The organism is Streptomyces sp. NPDC027672 (genome assembly GCF_055566335.1).
Map to the genome: position 1 here is coordinate 363965 of NZ_JBVHSO010000005.1, position 21326 is coordinate 385290.

At 71.3% G+C, this 21326-nt stretch carries 19 protein-coding genes; 7 read left to right on the top strand and 12 right to left on the bottom strand.

The window, feature by feature from the left end:
- Nucleotides 1–71: 71 nt before the first annotated feature.
- Nucleotides 72–1583, bottom strand: coding sequence for a class I adenylate-forming enzyme family protein (locus ACZ4SV_RS15145; protein WP_468004547.1), 1512 nt, complete (start codon nt 1581–1583; stop codon nt 72–74).
- Nucleotides 1584–1807: 224 nt separating this feature from the next.
- On the bottom strand, nt 1808–2710 hold the full coding sequence (locus ACZ4SV_RS15150; RefSeq protein WP_468004549.1) for an NADP-dependent oxidoreductase: 903 nt from the start codon (nt 2708–2710) through the stop codon (nt 1808–1810).
- A gap of 87 nt (nt 2711–2797) precedes the next feature.
- Here ACZ4SV_RS15150 and ACZ4SV_RS15155 point away from each other — a divergent pair, with 87 nt between their 5' ends.
- Entirely contained in the window at nt 2798–3409 is a 612-nt protein-coding gene (locus ACZ4SV_RS15155) for a TetR/AcrR family transcriptional regulator (protein WP_468004551.1), read from the top strand.
- An 85-nt stretch (nt 3410–3494) separates the two neighbouring features.
- Here the strand turns inward: ACZ4SV_RS15155 and ACZ4SV_RS15160 are convergent, their stop codons facing one another.
- Entirely contained in the window at nt 3495–4493 is a 999-nt protein-coding gene (locus ACZ4SV_RS15160; RefSeq protein ID WP_468004553.1) for a helix-turn-helix domain-containing protein, read from the bottom strand.
- A 242-nt stretch (nt 4494–4735) separates the two neighbouring features.
- On the bottom strand, nt 4736–5806 hold the full coding sequence (locus tag ACZ4SV_RS15165) for a S1 family peptidase (protein WP_468004555.1): 1071 nt from the start codon (nt 5804–5806) through the stop codon (nt 4736–4738).
- 553 nt (nt 5807–6359) lie between these two features.
- Between ACZ4SV_RS15165 and ACZ4SV_RS15170 the strand changes: the two genes are divergently transcribed.
- Nucleotides 6360–6623, top strand: coding sequence for an HU family DNA-binding protein (locus ACZ4SV_RS15170; protein WP_365884250.1), 264 nt, complete (start codon nt 6360–6362; stop codon nt 6621–6623).
- Nucleotides 6624–6760: 137 nt separating this feature from the next.
- On the opposite strand, the gene ACZ4SV_RS15175 is transcribed toward ACZ4SV_RS15170, so the two are convergent.
- The 3 genes from ACZ4SV_RS15175 to ACZ4SV_RS15185 all read right to left on the bottom strand — a co-directional run bounded on the left by ACZ4SV_RS15175 (nt 6761) and on the right by ACZ4SV_RS15185 (nt 9732).
- Entirely contained in the window at nt 6761–7822 is a 1062-nt protein-coding gene (locus tag ACZ4SV_RS15175) for a PLL family lectin (protein WP_468004557.1), read from the bottom strand.
- A 171-nt stretch (nt 7823–7993) separates the two neighbouring features.
- Nucleotides 7994–8743, bottom strand: coding sequence for a class I SAM-dependent DNA methyltransferase (locus ACZ4SV_RS15180; protein WP_468004559.1), 750 nt, complete (start codon nt 8741–8743; stop codon nt 7994–7996).
- Between the two features lie 395 nt (nt 8744–9138).
- Complete coding sequence (locus tag ACZ4SV_RS15185; protein WP_468004561.1) at nt 9139–9732, bottom strand: TetR/AcrR family transcriptional regulator; 594 nt, start codon at nt 9730–9732, stop codon at nt 9139–9141.
- Between the two features lie 259 nt (nt 9733–9991).
- Here ACZ4SV_RS15185 and ACZ4SV_RS15190 point away from each other — a divergent pair, with 259 nt between their 5' ends.
- Complete coding sequence (locus ACZ4SV_RS15190; protein ID WP_468004563.1) at nt 9992–11134, top strand: FAD-dependent oxidoreductase; 1143 nt, start codon at nt 9992–9994, stop codon at nt 11132–11134.
- Nucleotides 11135–11348: 214 nt separating this feature from the next.
- Entirely contained in the window at nt 11349–12107 is a 759-nt protein-coding gene (locus ACZ4SV_RS15195; protein WP_468004565.1) for a MerR family transcriptional regulator, read from the top strand.
- A 208-nt stretch (nt 12108–12315) separates the two neighbouring features.
- On the opposite strand, the gene ACZ4SV_RS15200 is transcribed toward ACZ4SV_RS15195, so the two are convergent.
- From ACZ4SV_RS15200 to ACZ4SV_RS15220, 5 genes are read right to left on the bottom strand one after another with little or no spacing between them, the layout of a single operon-like run.
- A complete protein-coding gene (locus tag ACZ4SV_RS15200) occupies nt 12316–12918 on the bottom strand; it encodes a hypothetical protein (RefSeq protein ID WP_468004567.1) in 603 nt (200 codons plus the stop codon).
- Nucleotides 12915–14261 (bottom strand): DUF58 domain-containing protein, encoded by a 1347-nt coding sequence (locus tag ACZ4SV_RS15205; RefSeq protein WP_468004569.1) that lies wholly within the window; start codon nt 14259–14261, stop codon nt 12915–12917. Before ACZ4SV_RS15205 ends, ACZ4SV_RS15200 begins: the two co-directional genes overlap by 4 nt.
- The gene (locus ACZ4SV_RS15210) at nt 14258–15265 is read right to left on the bottom strand and encodes an AAA family ATPase (protein WP_468004571.1); all 1008 of its coding nucleotides are present in this window, start codon (nt 15263–15265) and stop codon (nt 14258–14260) included. The genes ACZ4SV_RS15205 and ACZ4SV_RS15210 overlap by 4 nt, the downstream gene beginning before the upstream one ends.
- A gap of 60 nt (nt 15266–15325) precedes the next feature.
- Entirely contained in the window at nt 15326–15838 is a 513-nt protein-coding gene (locus ACZ4SV_RS15215) for a hypothetical protein (protein WP_468004573.1), read from the bottom strand.
- Nucleotides 15839–15858: 20 nt separating this feature from the next.
- Nucleotides 15859–16836 (bottom strand): DUF4129 domain-containing protein, encoded by a 978-nt coding sequence (locus tag ACZ4SV_RS15220; protein ID WP_468004575.1) that lies wholly within the window; start codon nt 16834–16836, stop codon nt 15859–15861.
- 323 nt (nt 16837–17159) lie between these two features.
- Between ACZ4SV_RS15220 and ACZ4SV_RS15225 the strand changes: the two genes are divergently transcribed.
- The 3 genes from ACZ4SV_RS15225 to ACZ4SV_RS15235 all read left to right on the top strand — a co-directional run bounded on the left by ACZ4SV_RS15225 (nt 17160) and on the right by ACZ4SV_RS15235 (nt 21268).
- Nucleotides 17160–18620, top strand: coding sequence for a helix-turn-helix domain-containing protein (locus ACZ4SV_RS15225; protein WP_468004577.1), 1461 nt, complete (start codon nt 17160–17162; stop codon nt 18618–18620).
- Nucleotides 18621–18847: 227 nt separating this feature from the next.
- Entirely contained in the window at nt 18848–20479 is a 1632-nt protein-coding gene (locus tag ACZ4SV_RS15230; RefSeq protein WP_468004579.1) for a molybdopterin-dependent oxidoreductase, read from the top strand.
- A gap of 126 nt (nt 20480–20605) precedes the next feature.
- Nucleotides 20606–21268 (top strand): fasciclin domain-containing protein, encoded by a 663-nt coding sequence (locus tag ACZ4SV_RS15235; RefSeq protein WP_468004802.1) that lies wholly within the window; start codon nt 20606–20608, stop codon nt 21266–21268.
- The last annotated feature ends 58 nt before the right edge of the window (nt 21269–21326 follow it).

The window sequence follows — 21326 nt, forward strand, 5'->3', positions numbered from 1 at the left end:
GCGACAGGGCCGGCCGGGCACCCGGCCGGCCCATCACGTCCGGCCGGTGCCGGTGCCGGTGCCGGTGCCGGTCACGGGCCGGTCAGCAACTGTTCCCGCAGGACGTGCTTCTTCGTCTTGCCGGAGGGCGTACGGGGCAGCGACGCGACCACCACCAGTTCCCGGGGGATCTTGTACTTCGCCAGCCTGGTGGACAGGAACCCGCGCAACTCCTCCAGCGTCACCGCCGAGTCGGCCTCCACCACGGCGACGACGGTCTCGCCCCACTCCGGGTGCGGCCGCCCGACGACGGCGGCGTCCCGGATCGCCGGGTGCCGCACGATCGCCTCCTCCACCTCGGCCGCGTAGACGTTCTCCCCGCCGGTGATGACGACGTCCTTGATCCGCCCGACGATGAACAGGTACCCGTCCTCGTCCACCCGGGCGAGATCCCCGGACCGGTACCAGTCGCCCGCGAACGCGCGCTCCGTCGCCTCCGGATCGTCCAGATATCCCAGCATGCGGGTCCCCGACCGCAGCCACAGCTCCCCGGTCTCGCCGGCCCCGGCGTCCAGGCCGTCGTCCCTGACCACGCGGATGTCCACGCCAGGCATCCCGCCCGCCCCGATCGACCCGGCCTTGGCGAGCTGCTCCCGCGGGCGCAGCACGGAACCCACCGGCCCCATCTCGCTCATCCCGTACACCTGGCAGAAGCGGTCCGGGCCGTACGCCGCCTCCAGCGTCCGGACCGTCTCGGCCGCGAGCGGCGCCCCGCCGTAGGCCCACAGCCGCACGCTCGACAGGCCGAACCCGGAGAGATCGGCGCCCGGTGGAAGGGTCTTCAGCGGGGCGAGGTAGGCGATGGGAGCACCGAAGAAGGCCGTGACCCGGTGCTTGCGCACCGCTTCGAGGAAGGCGAGAGGCTGATACTCCTTCAGCAGGACGACGGTCCCGCCCAGGTAGATCATCGACAGGAACCAGTTGTTCAGGGGCGAGGCGTGCCAGATCGGCATGGCCAGCAGGAACCGGTCGTCACGGCGCAGCCCCGCGGCGGCCGTGGTGTGCGCGGGCACGGCGGACAGCCCGCGGTGCGAGTGCAGACAGCCCTTGGGCGTGCCGGTCGTCCCGGAGGTGTACAGCACCTGCGCGACGGCCTCGGGCCCGACCTCCACCCCCTCCCACTCTGGCGCCCCGGCGACCAGCGTGTCGAACTCCCCGCCGCCGGTGTCGTCCGTGGTGAGCACCTCGACCTCGGGGGCGCCCTCGCGCATCCGGCCGGCCAGCTCCTGCGCGACGACGGCCGTCCGCAGCTTCGCGTGCCGTGCGAGGTACGCCAGCTCGCCCGGGGTCAGCTTGTGGTTGACCGGCACCAGCGCCGCCCCGGCCCGCCAGATCCCGAACGCGGCCACGGCGAAGGCAGGGGTGTTGTACGTCATCACCCCCACGCGATCCCCGGGCCGCACCCCGCGCTCCCGCAGCACGGCGGCGGCCCGCTTCGAGGCCGCGAGCAACTCGGCGTACGTCATCGATCCCAGGTCGGACACGAGGGCCGGCTTCGCGCCGCAGCCGCGGGCCGACGCCTCCAGCATCCACGTCAGGTTCACCGAACGGTTCTCCGCATCCTCGGGGGACTGCCGAGCCGGGGTCCCCACGGCTCGGCAAGGATTGAATCATTGTTCAAAACCCGGGGGAAGCTGCCACGGCCGCCTTTGCGAGGACGGGGCCGCGGGAGGGAAAAGCGAACGGCCCGGACGCCCGGGACCGGCCTGGCGCAGCGGGAAGCGACGGTGCGTCAGGCGCGGTACCGGCCACCCGGGCCGGCGCTGTCTTATGGCTCTCGGATGACCAGGACCCGGCGCCCGCGCGTGTGGCCGGCCTGGCTGTCGATGTGCGCGGCCGCGGCCTCGGCGAGCGGGTACGACTTCTCGACCGGGATGTGGAGCTTGCCCCGTGCGATGAGGCCGGCGGCCTCGGCGAGCGCGTCCGGCACGCTCCCGGCCACACCGGAGAACCGGACACCGAACGTGGGCGCATCGAGATCGGCGATGGAGATCACCTTCCGCGGGTCCCCGGTCAGCTCCACGAGTTCGCGGATCACGCCCGAGCCGGCCAGGTCGAGGGCCGCGTCGACCCGGCCGAGCTGCCGCACCCGCCCGGCCCAGCCCTCGCCGTACGTCGTGGCGAGGGCGCCCAGGCCGCGCAGGTAGTCCTGGTTCGAGGCTCCGGCCGTACCGATCACCGTGATGCCGCGGTCGCGGGCGATCTGCAGCACCGCCGAACCGACTCCGCCGGACGCACCGCTGACCAGCAGCGTCTGCCCGGGCCGCACACCGACCTCACGGAGGACGCGCAGCGCGGTCTCCACCACCGAGGGATACCCGGCGGCCTCTTCGAACGTCAGCCCCTCGGGCATCCGGGCCCAGGCCGACAGCACGGCGAACTCGGCATAGGTGCTGAAGCCCTCGCCGAACACGTGGTCACCGACCGCCACCCCTTCGACGCCCTCGCCGACCTCGTCCACCACCCCGGCGGCGTCCACCCCGACTCCGGCGGGCAGCTCGACCGGGTGGGCCTTCAGGACCTGCCCTTCACGGAGTCTCCAGTCGACGGGGTTCACGCCCGCCGCCCGCACGGCGATGCGTATACGGCCGGGGCCCGCATGGGGCTCCTCGGCATCGATGAGGCGCAGCACGTCCGGACCGCCGAACTCGGCGTAGCTCACTTTCTTCATGCGGTGGACCGTAGCACTAACAGTTAGCGTTTTGAAACGGCTTCAGCTTCGCACCCGATAGTGTTCCGCACCTGATAGTGTCAGCGCATGACCGTGCCGACCGGACGCCGTGAGCGCAAGAAGGCCGCGACCCGTCAGAAGATCGCCGACACCGCCCTGCGGCTCTTCCTGGAGCGCGGGTACGACGCGGTGGGCATCCGTGAAGTGGCCGCCGAGGCCGACGTGGCCGTGACCACGCTCTTCTCCCACTTCGCCTCCAAAGAGGCCCTGGTGTTCGAGCAGGACGAGGACTTCGAGCAACGCCTCACGCGGGCGGTCACCGGCCGGGCGCCGCACGAGCCGCTCATCCCCGCGCTCCGGCACGAGATCCACGCCCTGGTGCGCCATTGCACGGCGGACGGCGCCGCCCCGATCTGGCGCATGATCGACGAGTCGCCCGCCCTGCGCGAGTACGAGGAGTCGATGCGGCTGCGCCACGCGGAGACGCTGGCAGCGGCCATCGCCGGCGATCCCGGACTGTCCCGGACGGCGACGGCGACGGCGAGCCGGGCGATCGCCAGGTTCGTGATCGACGCGTACTCGCTGGCCCGTGAGGCGGCCGACCCGGAAGCCGCGGTGGACGAGATCTTCCGGATGATCGAGGCGGCCTGGGCCGCCACCCGCCCCTCCGGTGACTCCACCGGCGGCACCGCACCATAGTCGGGCCGCGTCCTGCCCACGCCGTCCCGCCGTACCCCGGCGGAGTCTTGGCGGACGGGGCCCGTCGGTTCTCGGTGGCTCTGCCTCAGCGGTCGGGGCCGCTCCGTTCCCAGGCGATCCCGTAGATCCCGCCGGTGCACTTGGCGGGCATGATGTGCACGCTGTGCGAGGCGTCCAGGACCAGAGGACGGATGTCCCGCCGTTCCGCGCCGGACGCCTCCTTGTAGTACCCGAACACGGCCGATGGAAGACGTGCGGGATGGAAGAAGATGTGCAGGAGGTACTGCCGCACCGGTACGGCCAGGGTGCGTTCATGGTGGTCGGAGGGTGTCCAGCGCGGACCGACGTCGAGGGTGTAGCCGACGATCGCGGTGTCTCCACGGCGCAGCGGCCGCCCGAACCCGATGTCGAAGACCGCCGAACCCAGTTCCTGGCGGAACCGCAGCGCCTCCAGACGTCCGCACTGGACGGTCACCTGCACGGAAGGCGTCTCGACGTCGTCGAGGTTGTGGTGGGCGGTGAGACGGCTGACCCCGTCCTGCGCGGCGCGCACCACATGGCTGACCGCGTAGCGCGCTATGCAGCCCTGCGCGTCGAGGAACACCGTCTCCTGCACGGAGAGACTGACGAGATGTTCGTTGAAGCGGTAGGCGTCGGCACCCAGCACCATTTCGAGCGGCGCCCCGGGGCTCAGGATGCGCGAGAGGGCCTCGGAGGTCTCGCCCCGCGTGCTCACGGCACGGCCCCGGGGCCGGCGGCTGGCCAGCAGGGTCTGCAACGCGCCGCGCGGCAGACCGAGGATGTGCTCGATCTCCGCGACCGCGCGCAGGGACTGCCGCCGCTCCGGCTGGCTCCTGCCGCGCTGCCAGTGGCTCAGCGTCACCGGACTCACCGTGACACCGCGCTCGCCGAGGTGGTGGTGCAGCCGCTGCAACGACAGCCCGCTGGCCTTCAGCGCCGTACGGAACGCCTCGCCGAACGTGCTCGGCGCGGAGGGCTGACCTCCCGCGGTCCGGTCCACGGTCCCGTCCGCCGACCCGGAACCGGTCTCTTCCGCGGCCGGCGGATGGTGCGGCTGGTTCATGGACACTCCCGGAACAGCGGTGCGGGGAAGGTCCGGCAGGGCCGCCGCCGTCGTCGGCCGCGGCCCTGCCGGGGTGGTGCACGGCGCGGCCCCCGTGGGGGCGGCGGCGGGCATCCGTGATGGTGGTGGTGCGCGGCGAGTCTGCCGCGCCGGTGCACCGAACGGAGCCCGCTGCCCGGGGCCGCGCCTGCTCGGCGCCGTGCCTGGGGAGACCGCGGCGCCGAGGTCCGTCACGGTACGGATCAGGCGGTGTTCAGCTTCAGGCCGTAGTAGCGCAGGGTGTCGTCCAGGGGCTGGAAGTAGGACGTGCCCTGCCCGTAGACGCCGTTGCACTGGTTGTCGGTCTGACCGCCCGAGGTCATACCCTGACCCTGGTTGCCGGAGACCCAGGGGCCGCCGCTGTCCCCGCCCAGATCGCACGTGTCGCTCAGGCCCAGGTTGGTCACCAGCGTCGCGGGCTGGCCGGCATCGGTGTACGTCACCGAGTAGTTGTAGGACTTGATGGAGCCGCAGGTCCAGTGGGAGGTGGCACCGGACTTGCAGACGTCGGAGCCGACCGCGGCGCGCTGGCTGCCCTGGACGGCGATGTTGGCGCCGTTGTTCCAGGTGCCGACCTGGGTGGCGATGGTGGTACCGGCGTCGACACTGGCGAGACCCATGTCGATGCTGGTCTGGCCGTGGTGGAAACGGGTGGTGGTGCCCTTGGCGAAGTGGGTGCCGTTGAAGTACAGGTCCGGCAGGGTCTCGACGCAGTGTCCTGCGGTGACCAGCACCTGCTGGCCGGAGGAGGTGCGGGCGCCGAAGCCGACCGAGCAGTAGTGGTTGCCGTAGTCCATCCGGCTGCCGGGGTAGATGCTGCCGGCCGTCGACACGGCCCTGCCCGCGTCGTGCCGCACGGTCACCGCCGAGCCGTGGGACGCGGCCCTCTTCAGGAACGCCTTGGTGCCGGCCGCCGTGGTGTCGCGCACATGGACGACGACCGTGTCCGACACGGGGTCCACGCCCCAGCCCTGCACACCGGCGGGTGTGTGGATCTCGGCGTACTTGTCCAGTGCGGTCTTGACCCGGTCCAGTTCGCCCGCGCTGTGCCGGACCAGGCGGGCCCTGAGCCCCGCGGTCTCGACGTGTCGTGCCGTGTCCGGGGCCGTGACGTTCACCGTCAGCCGGCCCTCGCCGTCGAAGAAGGCCCCGCGGGCGTCGACTCCCGGGGACCGCAGACCTTCGAGGGCCGTCTGCTGCCGGGCCTGCGAGTCGAGTCTGCGCACGGCCGCCGAGTCGCTGATGCCGAGGGACGCGGCGAGGGCGTGCACCATCTGCTTCTGGTAACGGCCGTTCGAGGCGGAGGAAGCGGGGGATTCCGCCGCGGTGGCGCCATGAGCCGAGAGGGCACCGGCGGATATGAGCAATGCCGCTGCCGCGGCCCCTGAGACCAGGGTCGAGCGTAGACGTAGCACCTTGTCTCCATTTCCGGACAGCCGCCGACGGCGGCATGTGGGGGAAGTGCGGATTACGGCCGGGGAGTCGCCGTCGAACCCGCAGGAGAACCTTCCTTGCGTATGCGTGTCCCTGACAAGGTCGAGGAAAGGTGCAAAAATTAACAGAACCGCGGCTAACTGTTTCTGATGGCCTCTCAACAGCGGCGATGCGAGCATCTGCGGAACTTCATCAGGGCGCCGGGGAGCCGGATACCAGCGGTGACCAAAAGAGTCGAATCCTGATTCTTGTGGTTGTCCTGAAGAAAACCGCGCCGAATGCCACCACGGGACCGCCCCGGGTGCCACCGGTGAGATGCGGCGGGCGGGGTCTGCGTCGATCGTGGGAAGGGCCGAAGCATTGCCACCGCGGTAGAGACCGGAGAATGTGATCATGGACAAGTCGCGACTGATCGAAATCACCGCGCGCCGCGCCGCCGAACACCCGGGCGGCCGGCAGTTCGCCGAGCAGGACATCGGCCACGTCCTCGACACGCTGTTCGGCACCACGGAGCACCCCGGGACGATCGCGGAGGCGCTCAGGGACCAGCAGACCGTCGTCCTCGGCAGTTTCGGCAGCTTCCACGCCGACGACGGCACGGCGGCGTTCCGGCCGGGCAAGGCCCTCACCGAGTACCTCCGCGGCGAGACGGGCTGAGCCCGGCACGCACCGCACCCGCTACGTCCGCACCGCCCGCTCCGTGAGGTGGCGGTCCGCCGGGGCGTGGGCGGCGGGGTGCCGAAGCGGGCGCTGCCGCGCGCCGCTTCGGCGAGGAGACCGGACGGCCCAGCCGGTCAGTTGATGCGCTTGGCGACCACGGAGTTGTCGGGGAACGCCGAGCTGGCGGCACCGTTCCACCGCACGTTGAGCGTCCAGGAGCTGTTCGACAGCGGCGTGGCGAACACCGAGGGCGTCGAGGCCGACGGCGCGAGCCTGCCGGTCGGGTGCCGCCACCCGTCGAAGGTGCGGCCCCCGTCGGACGAGGTGCTCTCCCACACGTACCCGTCGTTCCCGACGCAGGCGATCATGACCCGCTGCTGCTCCGCGTACCCCGGCTGGCCGGGAGCGACCACGGTGGTCTGGTCGCCCAGACGGGCCGCGGTCACACCGGTGACGCACTCGGCTCCGCCGTTCACCTCCGTCACGTTCGAGACCCCGCCTGTCGTGGGGTCGGAGGTGAGCCGCCAGACGTGGTGGTCGCTTCCCGTGACGAAGCTGCGGTAGACCGAGCGGTAGTACTCCGTGCCGTAGACGGCGATCTGGCCGTCGCCCTCGATGTCCACGTGGTTGGTGCCGAGGACCGCGTGGGTGTCCACCGTCCAGCCCCTGGACGACAGGGTTCCGCTGTAGTTCCGCAGGAAGGTGTAACTGATCTGACGGTTGGCGTTCGGCGCCTCGATCATGAGGTCGCCGGTGGCCGAGCTGACGGTGAGCAGGGGGCTGCCGATCGCCCTCGCGCCCTCGGGCAGCCGGGTCCACGGTGTCCAGAGGTTCGCGGATCCGCTGTTCACCTGGCTGTACCAGATCTCACCGTCCAGGCCCCTGATGACGGCCATCGCCCGGCCCCGCGGGAAGTCGACGATGCGCGGGGGAGAGGTGGTCCGGGTCGCGGGGTAGTCGCCGAGGGGACGCCAGGTCCCGCCGTTGTAGCGGAACCAGACGTTGTTGTCCGTGCCGCGGGCCACGTCGTAGGTGGCGCCGCCGATCGCCACCTGGTACACGGCGGACAGCACTCTGGACTGGCCGCCGTCGAAGCTGACCCACTCCGACTCGGCGGCCTGCGCGGGACTCGCCGTACCGGCCAGCAGCAGGAGGCAGCCCGCCACTCCGGCCATGACGGTGCGCAGGCCACGCAAGGATGACCTCTGGAAATACGACATGACGGACCTCTCCACTGGATTGCCCTGTGCGGGAAAGGGTCACATCACGGTGCCTCCGCCGTTTTCCTCACCGTGCACGGACCGCGTGCCGGCAGCGCACACGGAGCTCGCTCCGCACGTACCGCACCGGCCTGCCGGTCGCTCGGGTCAGTGACCGGCCCCGGGCTTGCGCCACACCGAGACGTGCTTCGTGGACTCCTGGGTGAACGGCGTCCCGTCCCAGTCCGCGACGCGGCGTTCCGGTTCGAGCCCGGCGATCCGGGCCATCAGGTCGAGTTCGGCCGGCCAGGCGTACCGGTGCCGGGATGCCTCACGACGGTAGCGGCCGTCGTCGCCGTCGCGGCTGAAGTGGTGCGAGACGAGGAGCTGCCGGACCAGGTCGAAGGTGTCGAAGCCGAGGTGGCGCTCGGAGACGTCGAACGGCACCGCGACCTGGCCGGGCGGCAGGAACCGCAGCGGCGGCACGCCCAGTTCGACGACGAACCGGCCACCGGGCCGCAGGTGACGTGCGGCGTTGCGGAAGCACTCGACCTGCTCGTCCTGTGTCAGCAGGTTCGAGAGGGTGTTGTAGACGAGGTACACCAGAGCGAACTCGCCCGGGACGACGGTGGTGGCCATGTCGCCGACGGTCACCGGGAGCGTGTCCGCGTCGACCTTGCGCCGCAGGACCGCCGTCATGTGCTCGGACAGCTCGATACCGGCGACCGGCACACCGCGCTCCCGGAGCGGGACGCCCACCCGTCCGGTGCCGATGGCGAACTCCAGCGCCCGGCCGTCCCCGGCCAGCTCGGCGAGGAAGGCGACGGTCGGACCGAGGACGGCGGCCGAGGACATCCCGGTCTCCTCGGCGTCGTACCGTTCGGCGGTCGCACGGTCCCACAGCTCACTACTCGTCATATCGGCTCACTGTGCCGGGTGTTGGGCGACGTTGTCGAAGCATTTGTTCCATCTCGCCGGGCCCGCTGACCATCACCAATACCCTCGCCGCCCGCGCATCCCTCACCGGGATCGCCGCCCTGCTGGTCGCGTTGCTGGCCCTGGGCCTCTACAGGGGCGTGCAACTGCTCACTCGACCCGGGGCCCGGCATCGGCTACAACCAGGCGCTGGACAACACGACGCCCACCGCCGCCGTCGAACTGTGAAGGCTGCTCCGGGAATCGCGGCACCTCGACTCGGGCCGGCCTGCCCGGGAGCGGTCCACTACTGACCAGTCAGGTGTCGAAGTCACACTGATGGTGCAGTTCTCGTTGCCGGGCTGAGAGGTGGCTGCGGCCGGAACGCATGGTGGGGACTACGGGGCAGGCGGCTTACCGGGCGGTTCCCAGCCGCGGGTGAGGATGTCGAAGATGGCCTCGACGGCGGCTCGGCGGTCTTGCCGACCACGAGTGAGGGCCGGGATGTCGAGGACGAACCGAGCAAGAGCCATACAGGCGAGGTCGTCGTGGTCCACGCCGACCTCGTCGGCGATGGCTGCGCTGAGGCTGTCGGTGTACCGGGTCCACATGCGTTCGGCGTACGCGCGCAGCACCGGCGTGGACTCCACCAGGTGGGTGAACGCGGCCGCCTGAGGATGCGCCTCGATCGAGGGCCAGGTGTCGAGGACATGCTGTCGGAGGGCGTCGAGGATGCTCTGACCGCGAGGCCGCTCCCGCACCGCGGCGATCAGTTCCGACTCACGGTCCTGGTCCTGGTCGAATACCAGCGCTTCCTTACCGCTGAAGTGCTTGAACACCGTAGCGGTGGACACGTCGGCGGCGTCGGCGATGTCACGGATGCCTACGTGATCGTAGCCATGCTCCAGAAAGAGCTGCAGCGCGGCGTCGGCGATCGCCTGCCGGGTGGCTGCCTTCTTGCGGTCTCGGCGACTGACGGGGGGCACGGTCATGGCTAGAGCCTATCCGATAGTCAAACGAATCTCAAAGTAGAGTCGTTGCACTTTTTTGTTTGTTCTGATTTTATGAGGTCGTAGGCACCTGAGCGGCACGTCCTTGCCGGCACGGTCACCGTCTGCACCGCACCGCCCGTTGCCGTCCCGTCCCTCAAAAGGACGCGCGAGGCACCTCCATGACCGAGACGACCTCCGAGTGCCGCCGCTCCGCCCTGTGCGCCCGAAGACTCCTCGTCGCCGACCGGAAGGAACAACCATGAAGCCCCCAGAACCCGCCAACGCCGGCATCAGCATCATCGGCGCCGGACCCGGCGGACTGACCTGCGCACGCATCCTCCAGCAGCGCGGCATCGCGGTCACCGTCTACGACCGCGACCCGGGCCCCGACTCCCGCAACCAGGGCGGCACCCTCGACCTGCACGCCGACAACGGCCAGGTCGCCCTGCGCGAAGCCGGCCTGCTCGACGAGTTCTTCGCCCTCGCCCGTCCCGAAGGGCAGGAAATGCGCCGGCTGGACCCGACCGGCGCGATCACGTCCCACCAAGTCCCGGCGGCCGACGACCTCTTCAAGCCGGAGATCGACCGCGGCCAGTTGCGCAACCTGTTGCTCGACTCCCTGGAGGCGGGAACTGTGCGCTGGGGCCGCTCCCTCGACACGGTCGGCGGACCCGCCGACGGGCCGCGGCAATTGCACTTCGCCGACGGTACGAGCATCGAGACCGACCTGGTCATCGGTGCCGACGGCGCCTTCTCCCGGGTACGCCCGGCCGTGTCCCCCGCCGTCCCCGAGTACACCGGGATCAGCTTCCTGGAAGCACGGTTCTCCGACGTCGACGACCGCCACCCCGAGATCGCCGAGCTGGTCGGTTCGGGCAGCGCCCACGCGGCTGATGGCGAACGCGGCCTGTTCGCCCAGCGCAACAGCGGAAACCACATCCGCGTCTACATCATCCAACGCGTTCCGGCCGACTGGATCAGCGCCAACGGGCTGACCGCCGAGGACACCGAGGGCATCCGCGCCGTGCTACGCGACGCGTACGCCCACTGGTCGCCCCGCATGCGCCAGATGATCACCGAGAACGACGGCCCCTACATCCACCGCCCGATCCTCGCCCTCCCTGTCCCGCACACCTGGGACCACAACCCGACGGTGACCCTGCTCGGCGACGCCGCCCACCTCATGCCCCCGCTCGGCGTCGGCGTCAACCTCGCCATGCTCGACGCCGGCGAACTCGCCCTCGCCCTCGCGAACGCAGCCACTGTCGACGACGCCATCCGCACCTACGAGAAGACCATGCTTTCCCGCTCCACCGAGACGGCCAAGGCCCTCGAACACGGCACCGAACACCTGCTGTCCGCCGACGCACCCGACTTCGACGGCGACAACGCCAGCAGATGACGGCGCAGCCCAAGGTAACCAAGGCTCGGTGGATGTCGCCGCCGATCTCCCGGCGAATGCACGGGTGCCGGAACCAGTGCAGGAGCGCGATCGCACCCTCCACGACCCAACGGCAGACCTCGCGGCTTGCGGTTGCCGTTGCGGCAGCTTCTACGGTCGTGACCAGGGCCGGAGAGACCGGCCCCGGGCGACGTGAGAGTGAGGGGAGACGGTGATGGACTGGCCGATCGCGCAGGTGGCCCGGATGTCGGGCGTGACCGCCCGGACGCTGCGGCACTACGACAGCATCGGCCTGCTGCCGCCCGCCCGGGTCGGGGCCAACGGCCACCGGTACTACGGCGAACGCCAGTTGCTGCTCCTCCAGCAGATCCTCGTCCTGCGGGCGCTGGGTCTGGGGCTGGAGGACATCGGCCGGGTCCTGGCCGAGCAGGTCGACGAGGTGGAAGCCCTGCGCGGCCACCACCGCCGGCTGCTGGCCCAACGGGACCGGCTCGACACACTGGCCGCCACCGTCTCCCGCACGATCGCCGAACTGGAGCAGTCCAGGAAGGACGACACCCCCATGACCATCAACCGCCCGGAGAACCTCTTCGACGGTGTCCAGCCCGACCAGTACCCGGACATCCTGCGCGACTTCCCCGCCCACGCCGAGCAGGTCGCCCACCGCGTCGCCGGCATGAGTCCACAGGACATCGAAGCCGGGCAGCGCGCACGCACGGCCCAGATGATCCGCCTCGCCGAACTCCAGGCCGCCGGCCACCCGGCGGACGCCGAGCCCGTGCAGACCGAGATCGCCACCCAGTACCAGGCCCTGACCACGCTCCGCCCGGTGTCGGCACGGGAGTACCGTGCCATGGGCCGGTCCTGCGTCGACAACCCCGCCTGGCACGCCGCCTACGAAGCCATCGCACCCGGCCTCGCGGCCTTCCAACGCGACGCCATCGAGGCCTACGCCACCGACCACCTCACCTGAACAGCGACGAGGCCGCCCCTGCACAGGGCGGCCCCGCCGACGGCCACGCATCGAAGCCGTCCACCGTCGTCGAAGCGCCACACTCGCCCCACACAGAAGCAAGCCGCATCGACCACCACCTACGCCACGCTCGCTGTTGCGCGACCCGGCGGACCGTTCTCACATCGGTCCGGCTGCCACGCGGTTTAGACGTGCTCGGGCCGCGCGGTCAGCCGGGTGGGACGCGATGGGTGCGCAGCGCCAGTAGCAGGCACGCCGCGGTCGCGGCGACGGCGAGTGAGGCAGGCAGACGTGCCCATGGGCTGCCCGCGACCGGTGCCTGGGCGGCGAGCAGTACCACCGCGGTCGCGGCGGCGGCCGTCAGCGCGGGTGTGGCCCGCGGGCGGCCGGGCGGGGCGGTGACACTGGCTGTCCAGGCGTCGGTGACGAGCAGGTAGGCAAGAAGCAGGGCGGCGATGCAGACGATCAGCCAGAGCGCGGGACCGGTGGCCGCGGCGACCGTGATCGCCGCCGCCGGCAGCACGGTCGTCCTGTGGCGGACTGCGAAGGCCCGTCGGCGCATGGACGTCAGGACGGGGCGCGCGTCGACCATCGGAGCGGCCCACCAGGCGGCCGCCGCGGCGCCCAGAACCAGCACCCTGACCGGCAGCGGTGCGTGCACGGCGGCCGGCGGGTCGCAGGCGGCGACGGCAAGGGCCGTGCCGAGCAAGCGGTCGGTGATGCGGGAGGTGAGTCGGGTGATGAGCAGGGTGGCTCGGCTGCCGGCCGGGCGCGGGTCCGGCCGGGTGGCCGTCGCGGGGGCGGTGGTCATCGGACTCCCTTGCGGATGCGGGTGCGCAGCAGCGGCGCAAGGGCGAGATCGAGGGTCTCACCGGGCCGGTGGGCGACGACGGCGATGCCGCGTTCCACCAGGGCGAAACGCATGGCGGCGCGGTCGGCCCGCCACAGCCGCAGCGCGAGTTCACCCACGGTGTCATCGGGTTCCGGGACCGGCTCGCCCGTGGGAATCTCGACCACGACCATCGGGTTGGCCCGTCCGCGCACCTGGTGCAGGATGTCGACGATCCGCTGGTCGGTCAGCGGCGTGATGACGTACAGCAGCGCGCCTTCGGGCAGGGCGCGCGGTGGGAGCAGGCTGAGTCCCTCCGTGCGGTACGCGAGGTCTTTACGGACTTCCAGCACACTCTCGACGATGCGGTAGAAGTATCCCTGGCCGCTGCCCGGTTGCAGCCAGCGGGTCGTGCCGCCTACCGACACGACGCCGACCCGGTCGTGGGTGCGCAGGTAGGCGCGGACCAGCCCGGCAGCGGCCCGGAAGGTCTCGTCGAGCGAGGACGTGCCGGTGACCGGATCGACGACGTCGGTGAGCACGTCCAGCAGCACCACGGTGTCGGCTGTGCGCTCGGCGGCGAACTGGTGGACTTGCAGGGTGCCGCGGCGGGTGGTGGCCGGCCAGTGGATCCGCCGCTGCCGTTCGCCGCGCACATACGGGTGTACACCGGTGACCTCGACGCCCTCGCCGCGCTGTTCGGCGGTGTGCTCGCCGAGCCGTTGCGGCAGCCGCACCGGGATGGGCGTGAGGCCGGCGTGTCCGGGCAGCGGGAAGACGGCGACCTCACCGAGTTCGGCCCGGATGGTGCGCCGGGCCAGCCCGCCGCGGTCGTAGACGTCGACGTCGACCGTGCCGAGCGTCCAGCTGCCCCAGCGCTGCGCGGTCAGGACCAGATCGACGCGGTGCGGGCCGATCGCCAGGTGGTCGAGCCGGACTCCGTGACCGAGGGTGACGCGGGGGTCCAGACGGCCGGCGTCACCGTCGTAGGACACGGTGATCCGCACCGTCACCCGCTCGCCTTCGAAGCACCGCCGCGGCTCCACCTCGGCCTCGGCCGTCACCTTCTCCGGCCGCGGCTCCCTCGGCAGGGCGAGGGCGAGCAGCACCAGGGGCACGGTGGCGAGAGCAAGTACCCACGGGCGCCCGGTGAACAACGCGGCGGCCAGCGCGACGACGGCCAGCGTGCCGAGCCGCAAGGCACGTTCACCGGCACGCCAGCCGGGCGGAGGCGGCGGCGGGGGCTGGATGGTCCCGTCGTGGCGGTCGTCCAGGGCCCGTTGGACGGCGGCGGCCGCGCTGCGGGCCGGCAAGGGCTCGGTCATGACGCGTTCGGTGTGCGCGGCAAGGTCTGCGGGGCGTTCACGGACCGCACGATCTCGCGCATCACGTCGTCGCCGTCGATCTGCCGGACCCATAGCTCCGGCTTGAGGGTGATGCGGTGCGCCAGGGCCGGCACCGCGACGGACTTGACGTCCTCTGGAGTCGCGTAGTCCCGCAGGTCCAGGACGGCACGGGCGCGGGCGAGCTGCACCAGGGCCAGGCCGCCGCGCGGCGAGGCGCCGACCTGGATGTGCGGGTGGGCCCGGGTGGCGCGGACCAGCGCCACGACGTACTCCAGCAGGTCGTCGTCCACCTCGACGTGTTCGACGGCGGCCCGCATGGCCTGCACCTCGCCCGGACCGCTGAGCGTGCGCAGCACGGCCTCGGGCGCCGCCCGGTCGACACGCGCGCGCAGCAGGTCCGTCTCCTCGGACGCCGCGAGATAGCCCATACGAACCCGCAGCAGGAACCGGTCGAGCTGGGCCTCGGGCAGGGTGTAGGTGCCTTCGTACTCGATGGGGTTGGCGGTGGCGACGACCACGAAGGGCTTCGGCAGCGGCCGGGTGGTTCCGTCGATGGACACCTGGGACTCGGCCATCGCCTCCAGCAGCGCGGCCTGGGTCTTGGGCGGGGTGCGGTTGATCTCGTCGGCGAGCAGCAGGTGGGTGAAGACCGGCCCGGGCCGGAAGACCATGTCGGCGGTCCGTTGGTCGTAGAACGGCGCTCCGGTGACGTCGGAGGGCAGCAGGTCGGGGGTGAACTGGATGCGGCGGAAGTCCAGGCCGAGAGTGGTGGCGAAGGAGCGCGCCAGCAGCGTCTTGCCGAGTCCCGGCAGGTCCTCGATGAGGACGTGGCCGCCGGCGAGGATGCCGAGCATCACCAGCGCCAGCGGTTCCGCCTTGCCGATCACTGCCGTGCGGATCTCGTCGAGCACGGCCGCAGCTCTTTCGCCGGCCTGCCGGGGAGTCAGGGTGCGCTGATCGAGGGTGGGTTGCGGGCTGGTCACGGTCGTTTCCTCACAGGGCGGGATCGGGATGGGCTGAGGGGACGGCCGCAGCGCCACCGGTCACAGGGCTTCCAGGCGGTCGAGCAGGGAGCGCAGGACGGGCTCGGGGAGAGTGGGCTGCGGAGCGGCCGCCTCGGGATCGAGCCACGGCCACAGCTCGGCTCCGACCAGTGCCCGGGCCCGGTGCGGCTCCCGGTACATCGCCACGCCGTGCCGTTCGGCCAACCGGGCGGCGAACAGCCGCTGCAACCGAGGCCGCAGGACGGTGTCGAGGTGCGCTTCACCGTCGTCCGCGAGGGTCTTGGCCACGATGCGCTGCCATTCGCCGAGCGCCGGGGCCCGGCTGTCCAGCAGGCGCACCGGCCTGTGATAGCCGCTGTCCTGGGCGGCACCGCCCGCGGCATAGCGCCCCAGAGTCAGCACGACCACGGTGATGAGGGCGAGGCCGGCGGCGGCCGCGGCGGCACCGTCGGTCAGGGCGAGCAGCACTTCGGTCGCGACCGCGACGGTGCCCAGGGCGGCCAGTGAGTGGCGTACCGAACCAGGCTGCGACAGAATGGAGTTGACGCTCACTCGGATCCGGGTAGGAGCCTTCACGAGGCGCCCGTCACGGTCTCAAGTCCGGACGCCCGCGAGCGCAGGCCGTCGGCGATCTCGGCGAGCGCGGCCGCGGCCCGGTCGCGGTGGTCGTCTTCCATCGGGTGCGTGGAGTAACGGGCCTCCCGGAACAGCGCGGTGAGCGCGGCGGCTGCTGCCGCCGTGGGCAGGCCGCCGACGAGGGTTCGCTCCAGCAGGTCCTGCGGGGCGTCCGAGGCATGCCGGGTCACGCCGGAACCGGCGAGCGACTCCTCCATGGCGGCATAGCAGGCGATGACGGCTGCGCGGGCGTCCGTACCGTCCAGCAGGGCCCGGCGCCCGGAGTCCACGGCCCGGACCAGGCGTTCCTGCTCCTCATCGAGCGTCGCACGGACCGCCGGGGCCTCGGGCGAGCGCGGCCGGGAAAGACAACGCCGCAGATACAGCCCGGCGATCACGACGAGCACGACGATCAGGGCGATGCCAAGACCGGGCAGGATGCGCGTCGGCCCGAAGTGCGTACCGTGCTCGGCGTGCTGTGCGGCTGACACGGTGGGCGCCGGCTCCGACCGCGGGCTTCGCAGCGGGCTGGGAAGCGGTGACGCCCCCTGGCCGTTCCCGTGGCCGCTGCCGGACGGACCGAACCGGTGCAGGGCCACGACAAGCACGGGAACGACCAGCGACGCGGCCAGCAGGACGCGGCTCACGCCGTCGACCAGCCGCTGTTCCTCCGGGCCGAGTTCCCGGACGCCGACCTGCGCCCGGTACTTCTCGCGCAACGCCAGGCCGCCAAGGAGGAACAGCAGGGCGAGGCCGACCACGAGGACGGGATTGGTGCCGAGCGGCCCGCGGCCCTTGGCGAACAGGTCCCTGTCGGGGCGCAGCAGCAGTGCTCCCAGGGCCACTCCGCCCACCACCAGCACCGTCAACGCGGTCTGCGCGGCGCCGATCGCGCTGTGCCGCCGTTGCCCGCCCGTCGTAGGCTCGCGCCCCACCGCCCCACCCCTCCCTGTGATCGGCAGCTTCGCACACCCGTCGACGATGTGTCAGCAGGGGGTCAGCGGGGGCGGCGGGGCAGGGACCCGGCGCACCCGCTGCCACGTCCCGTTGCGGGCGGGCTGTAACCCGGGCCACGACTCCCCGCCGCCAACGGCACCAAGTCGCGATGCGGACTTCGTCGGGTACGGACTCCCAACCTCCCTGTGCCGCGACGGACTTCACGGCCAGCCGATGCCGACCGGGCCCGGCACCCCACGCGTCGCGGCGTGGTGAGCAGCATGCCGATCCGTCGGGACGCGGGCCGGATGTCATAGCCCTCGTGCAGGATGGTGGCGGTGTGCCTTCACGTCTTGGTGTGGAGGCAGGTGATATCTGCTGCATTCAGGGGGCGTTCATGTTCCAGCGTCATCTTCACCGCCACGATGACGTCGCACTGGTGGTGTCCGCGCTGGGGGACGATCCCCAGTGCCTGCCGGCATTGGTCACGCTGGGTGCGGCCCTGCGGCGTGACGTGGCTTCGTCTCTGCGGGAGGTCATCGCGACCGGTGTCTGGCAGGAGGACGCCCGTGTACGCAGGGACGCCGCCCGTTGGCGCGAAGGGGCACCGCGCTTCTCCTCCTTCCTCGACCACGGGCTCGAAAAGCGCCGCAACCTCGGCCCCAAGTCCGAGCACCTGCACGCGGCCCTGCTGACCTTCCCCGAGACCCGGGCCGCCCTCTACCGGGTGCACGCGGCCGAATGCCCGCAGCACTGCCGCACACAGACCGGCGCCTTCTCCGCGGACCGGCACGTCGACGATTACCGCGAAGCACTGTTCGGCTGGTACGCCGTCATACAGCACGCGCACGCCTGCGTGGTGCGGGCGGCACGATGGTTCGAGGACAGCGAACTTCCGGATCCCCGACGCCCGCAGACGTTCACCGCCTGGCTGGCCCGTGGCGCATCACGGCGAGACCAACGGGCCGGAGACGAGACGCCGCGCACCGTCCGGGAGGAGGCAGTGCGGGAGATCCTCCTGATGATGCACGCCTGGAGCCCGCACACCTTCGAAGCCATCGACGTGGCCTTCCAGAAGGCAGAGGGAGTTGCCGCGTCCCACGCCTGGGGCGGCGGCTTCGAGCCCGCCGGCCGACCCGAAGCCCAGGCCGCCGCCGAAGCCCTCGCGAGCGTTCTGTCCCCGCAGGAGCGCCGGCACGTCCGCGACGTCATCGCCGGCATCGAATCCGGCGACGCATGGGACCGGGACATGGACCTGGCGAGGGACAGCACCGTGCCCTGCACCAGCGACCGGCACCGCGCCTACGGTGCCGGCCCGGAAGGGCGCGAGGACTGTGCCGGGGCCCGGGGCCGGGTCTACGAGGAAGTGTCCCGGCCCTGGAGCGAGGGCGTGGACCGCGAGGCCGATGCTGCCCGGCTTGCCCGGTTCCTGCTCGGATCCCGTACCGAACGGATCGAGACGGCCCTCGCCACGGCCCGCGCAGCCGTCGCCCGCGACATCACCGAGACCGCGCCGCAGGTCTGGCACGACAACGCCGAAACCCTCCGTGAAGCCCGCGAAGCCGCGGGACTCGGCCTGCACGACGCCGCCGACTGCCTCGGCATCAAACCCGCCACACTCCAGCGCTTCGAACAGGCATCCGGCAAGCTCCCCGGACGACCGGCCTCCCTCGGCTACCTGCAACTGCTCACCCTGGCCTGTGCCCAGGCGGGCTGCACCGCCCCGGGCTGCATCCCGCAGGCCATCTCCCAGCCGGTGACCTCGCTGCCGATCACCTTGTAGCAGGCCACCACGTGCACATCCCCGCCGCCAGGATCGGCGGGACGGCATCGGGGCTCGGATAGCACTGCGCCCGCGTATGCCAAGGAGCCCTGACTCAAGACAGTGATGTGCGTCGGGGCTCAACTGGGTAATCCGTAGCGGAATGGCGGCTGGATTGGTCCGGGGTTTTTCTTCACCTGGTCGGGTCCGGGACCAATCCGTCCGGTGCGCAGAACCGGATTCCCCTCGTGAGGGACGAAGAGAAGGACCAGCGAGTACGGCCGGGCCGGCAGCGGCTGGCGCTGGGTGCGCTGAGCGGGGTGCTGGCCGGCTTCGCCGCGCTGGCGGTGGCCGAACTGGTCGCGGCGGCGGTGCGTCCGCAGTCCGGTCCGGTCATCGCGGTGGGCGGCGCGTCCATCGACGCCACGCCCGCGCCGGTCAAGGACTGGGCGATCCGCCACTTCGGCACCGACGACAAGCTGGTGCTGCAACTAGGCATCGTGGCCGTGCTCGCCGTGCTGGCTCTGGCGCTGGGTGTGCTGGCGCTGCGGTCTCGGCGGGGCGGAGCGGCCGGGATCCTTCTCTTCGGGCTGGCCGGAGCGCTGGCCGCCGTCGGCCGGCCCGACTCCATCGGCGGCGCCGACGCGTTGCCCTCCGCGGTGGGGGCGGTTGCCGGGGCCCTGCTCCTGTACGTCCTTGTGGGCCGCCTGAGCGCGGTAAGGCGGTCATCGGCGTCGGTACCCGGGTCCGTGACGGAGGAAGCGGGAGACGCGCTGGGTGCGGGCAAGGGATGGGACCGGCGAGGATTCGTCCTGGCGGCCGGTTCCGCCGCGGCGGCTTCCGCTGCGGTGGGGGCGGCCGGCCGGTCCCTGAACGCCTCGCGAGGCCGGGACGCGATCGCCTCCCGTGAGAAGGTCGTGCTGCCCACGGCCGGGTCACCGGCGCGACCGGTACCCAAGAGGGCGGTATCACGCGTCCCGGGAACGAGTCCCTTCTTCACCCCGAACGACGACTTCTACCGGGTGGACACCGCCCTCGTGGTGCCCAGGGTGGACGCCACCGCCTGGCGGCTGCGCGTTCACGGCATGGGCGTACGCCGTCCGGCCACCTACTCCTTCGACGACCTGCTGCGCAGGGAGCTGATCGAGCGGGACATCACCCTGACCTGTGTCTCCAACGAGGTCGGCGGCCCCTACGTGGGCAACGCCCGCTGGACCGGCGTACGGCTGGCCGACCTGCTCGCCGAATGCGGGGTCGAGCCTCCGTCCCGGGGAGGCCCGGCGGATCAGCTGGTGTCGCGTTCCGTGGACGGTATGACGATCGGCAGCCCGGTCGAGGATGTCATGGACGGCCGGGACGGGATGCTCGCCCTCGGCATGAACGGCGAGCCGCTGCCCTTCGCCCACGGCTTCCCCGTCCGCATGGTCGTCCCCGGCCTGTACGGATTCGTGTCGGCCTGCAAGTGGATCGAGGACATCGAGCTGACCACGTTCGATTCCTACGATCCCTACTGGGTCAAGCGCGGCTGGGCCCGCCGGGCCCCGGTCAAGACCGAGTCGCGGATCGACACCCCCAAGCCCTTCGCCCGGCCCCGGGCCGGCACGGTGATGGTGGCCGGGGTCGCCTGGGCCCCGCACCGGGGCATCGGCGAGGTCGAGGTCCGCATCGACGACGGCCCCTGGCAGGAAGCCCACCTGGCCGCCGAGGACACCCGCGACACCTGGCGCCAGTGGTCGCTTCCCTGGCAGGCCACCCCGGGCGGCCACACCCTCACCGTGCGCGCCACCGACCGCACCGGCGCCGCGCAGACCGGCGAACGCACCCGCACGATCCCCGACGGCGCCAGCGGATGGCACACCGTCGTCGTGACCGTCGAATGATCACCCGGCCCCACAAGGGCCCCCGGGTCCCGTCGAATGATCACCCGGCCCCACAAGGCCCCCCGAGCCCCTTTCCGAACCGCGAACGCAGCGGCATCACGCCGCACCTTTCCCCAGGAGAACATGATGAACACCCGTATCCGCCGTACCGTCGGACTCCTCGCCGCGGCCGCCGTACTGCCCCTGGCCCTGACCGCCTGCTCCAACGACACCGGTGACTCGGACAAGTCCGACTCCGCGGACAAGTCATCGGCTACGGCCACGGAGCACAGCGACGACATGGGCGACTCGACGGCGTCCACGAGCAGCATGGACCAGCCCTTCGGTCCCGCCTGTTCCTCCGTGCCGAAGGACGGTGCCGGCTCCTTCGACGGCATGGCCAAGGACCCGGTCGCCACCGCCGCCTCCCACAATCCCGCACTGTCGACCCTCGTGACGGCGGTGAAGAAGGCCGGGCTGGTCGACACCCTCAACAACGCGCAGGACATCACCGTGTTCGCGCCGACCAACGACGCCTTCAAGAAGATCCCGAAGGACACCCTGGACAAGGTCCTGAACGACAAGGCGATGCTGACGAAGGTCCTCACCTACCACGTCGTCGGCCGGAAACTCACGCCGGAGAACCTCCAGAACGGCTCCTTCGCCACGCTGGAGAAGTCCAAGGTCACGACCTCCGGCTCGGACGAGACCTACACCGTCAACGACTCCGCCGCGGTCGTCTGCGGCAACGTCAAGACCGCCAACGCCGACGTCTACATCATCGACACCGTCCTGATGCCGAAGAGCTGACACATCGGGGATCAAGGGCGCGCCGCGTCCGCTCGGTCCCTCGTCGGAGAGCTGGTCC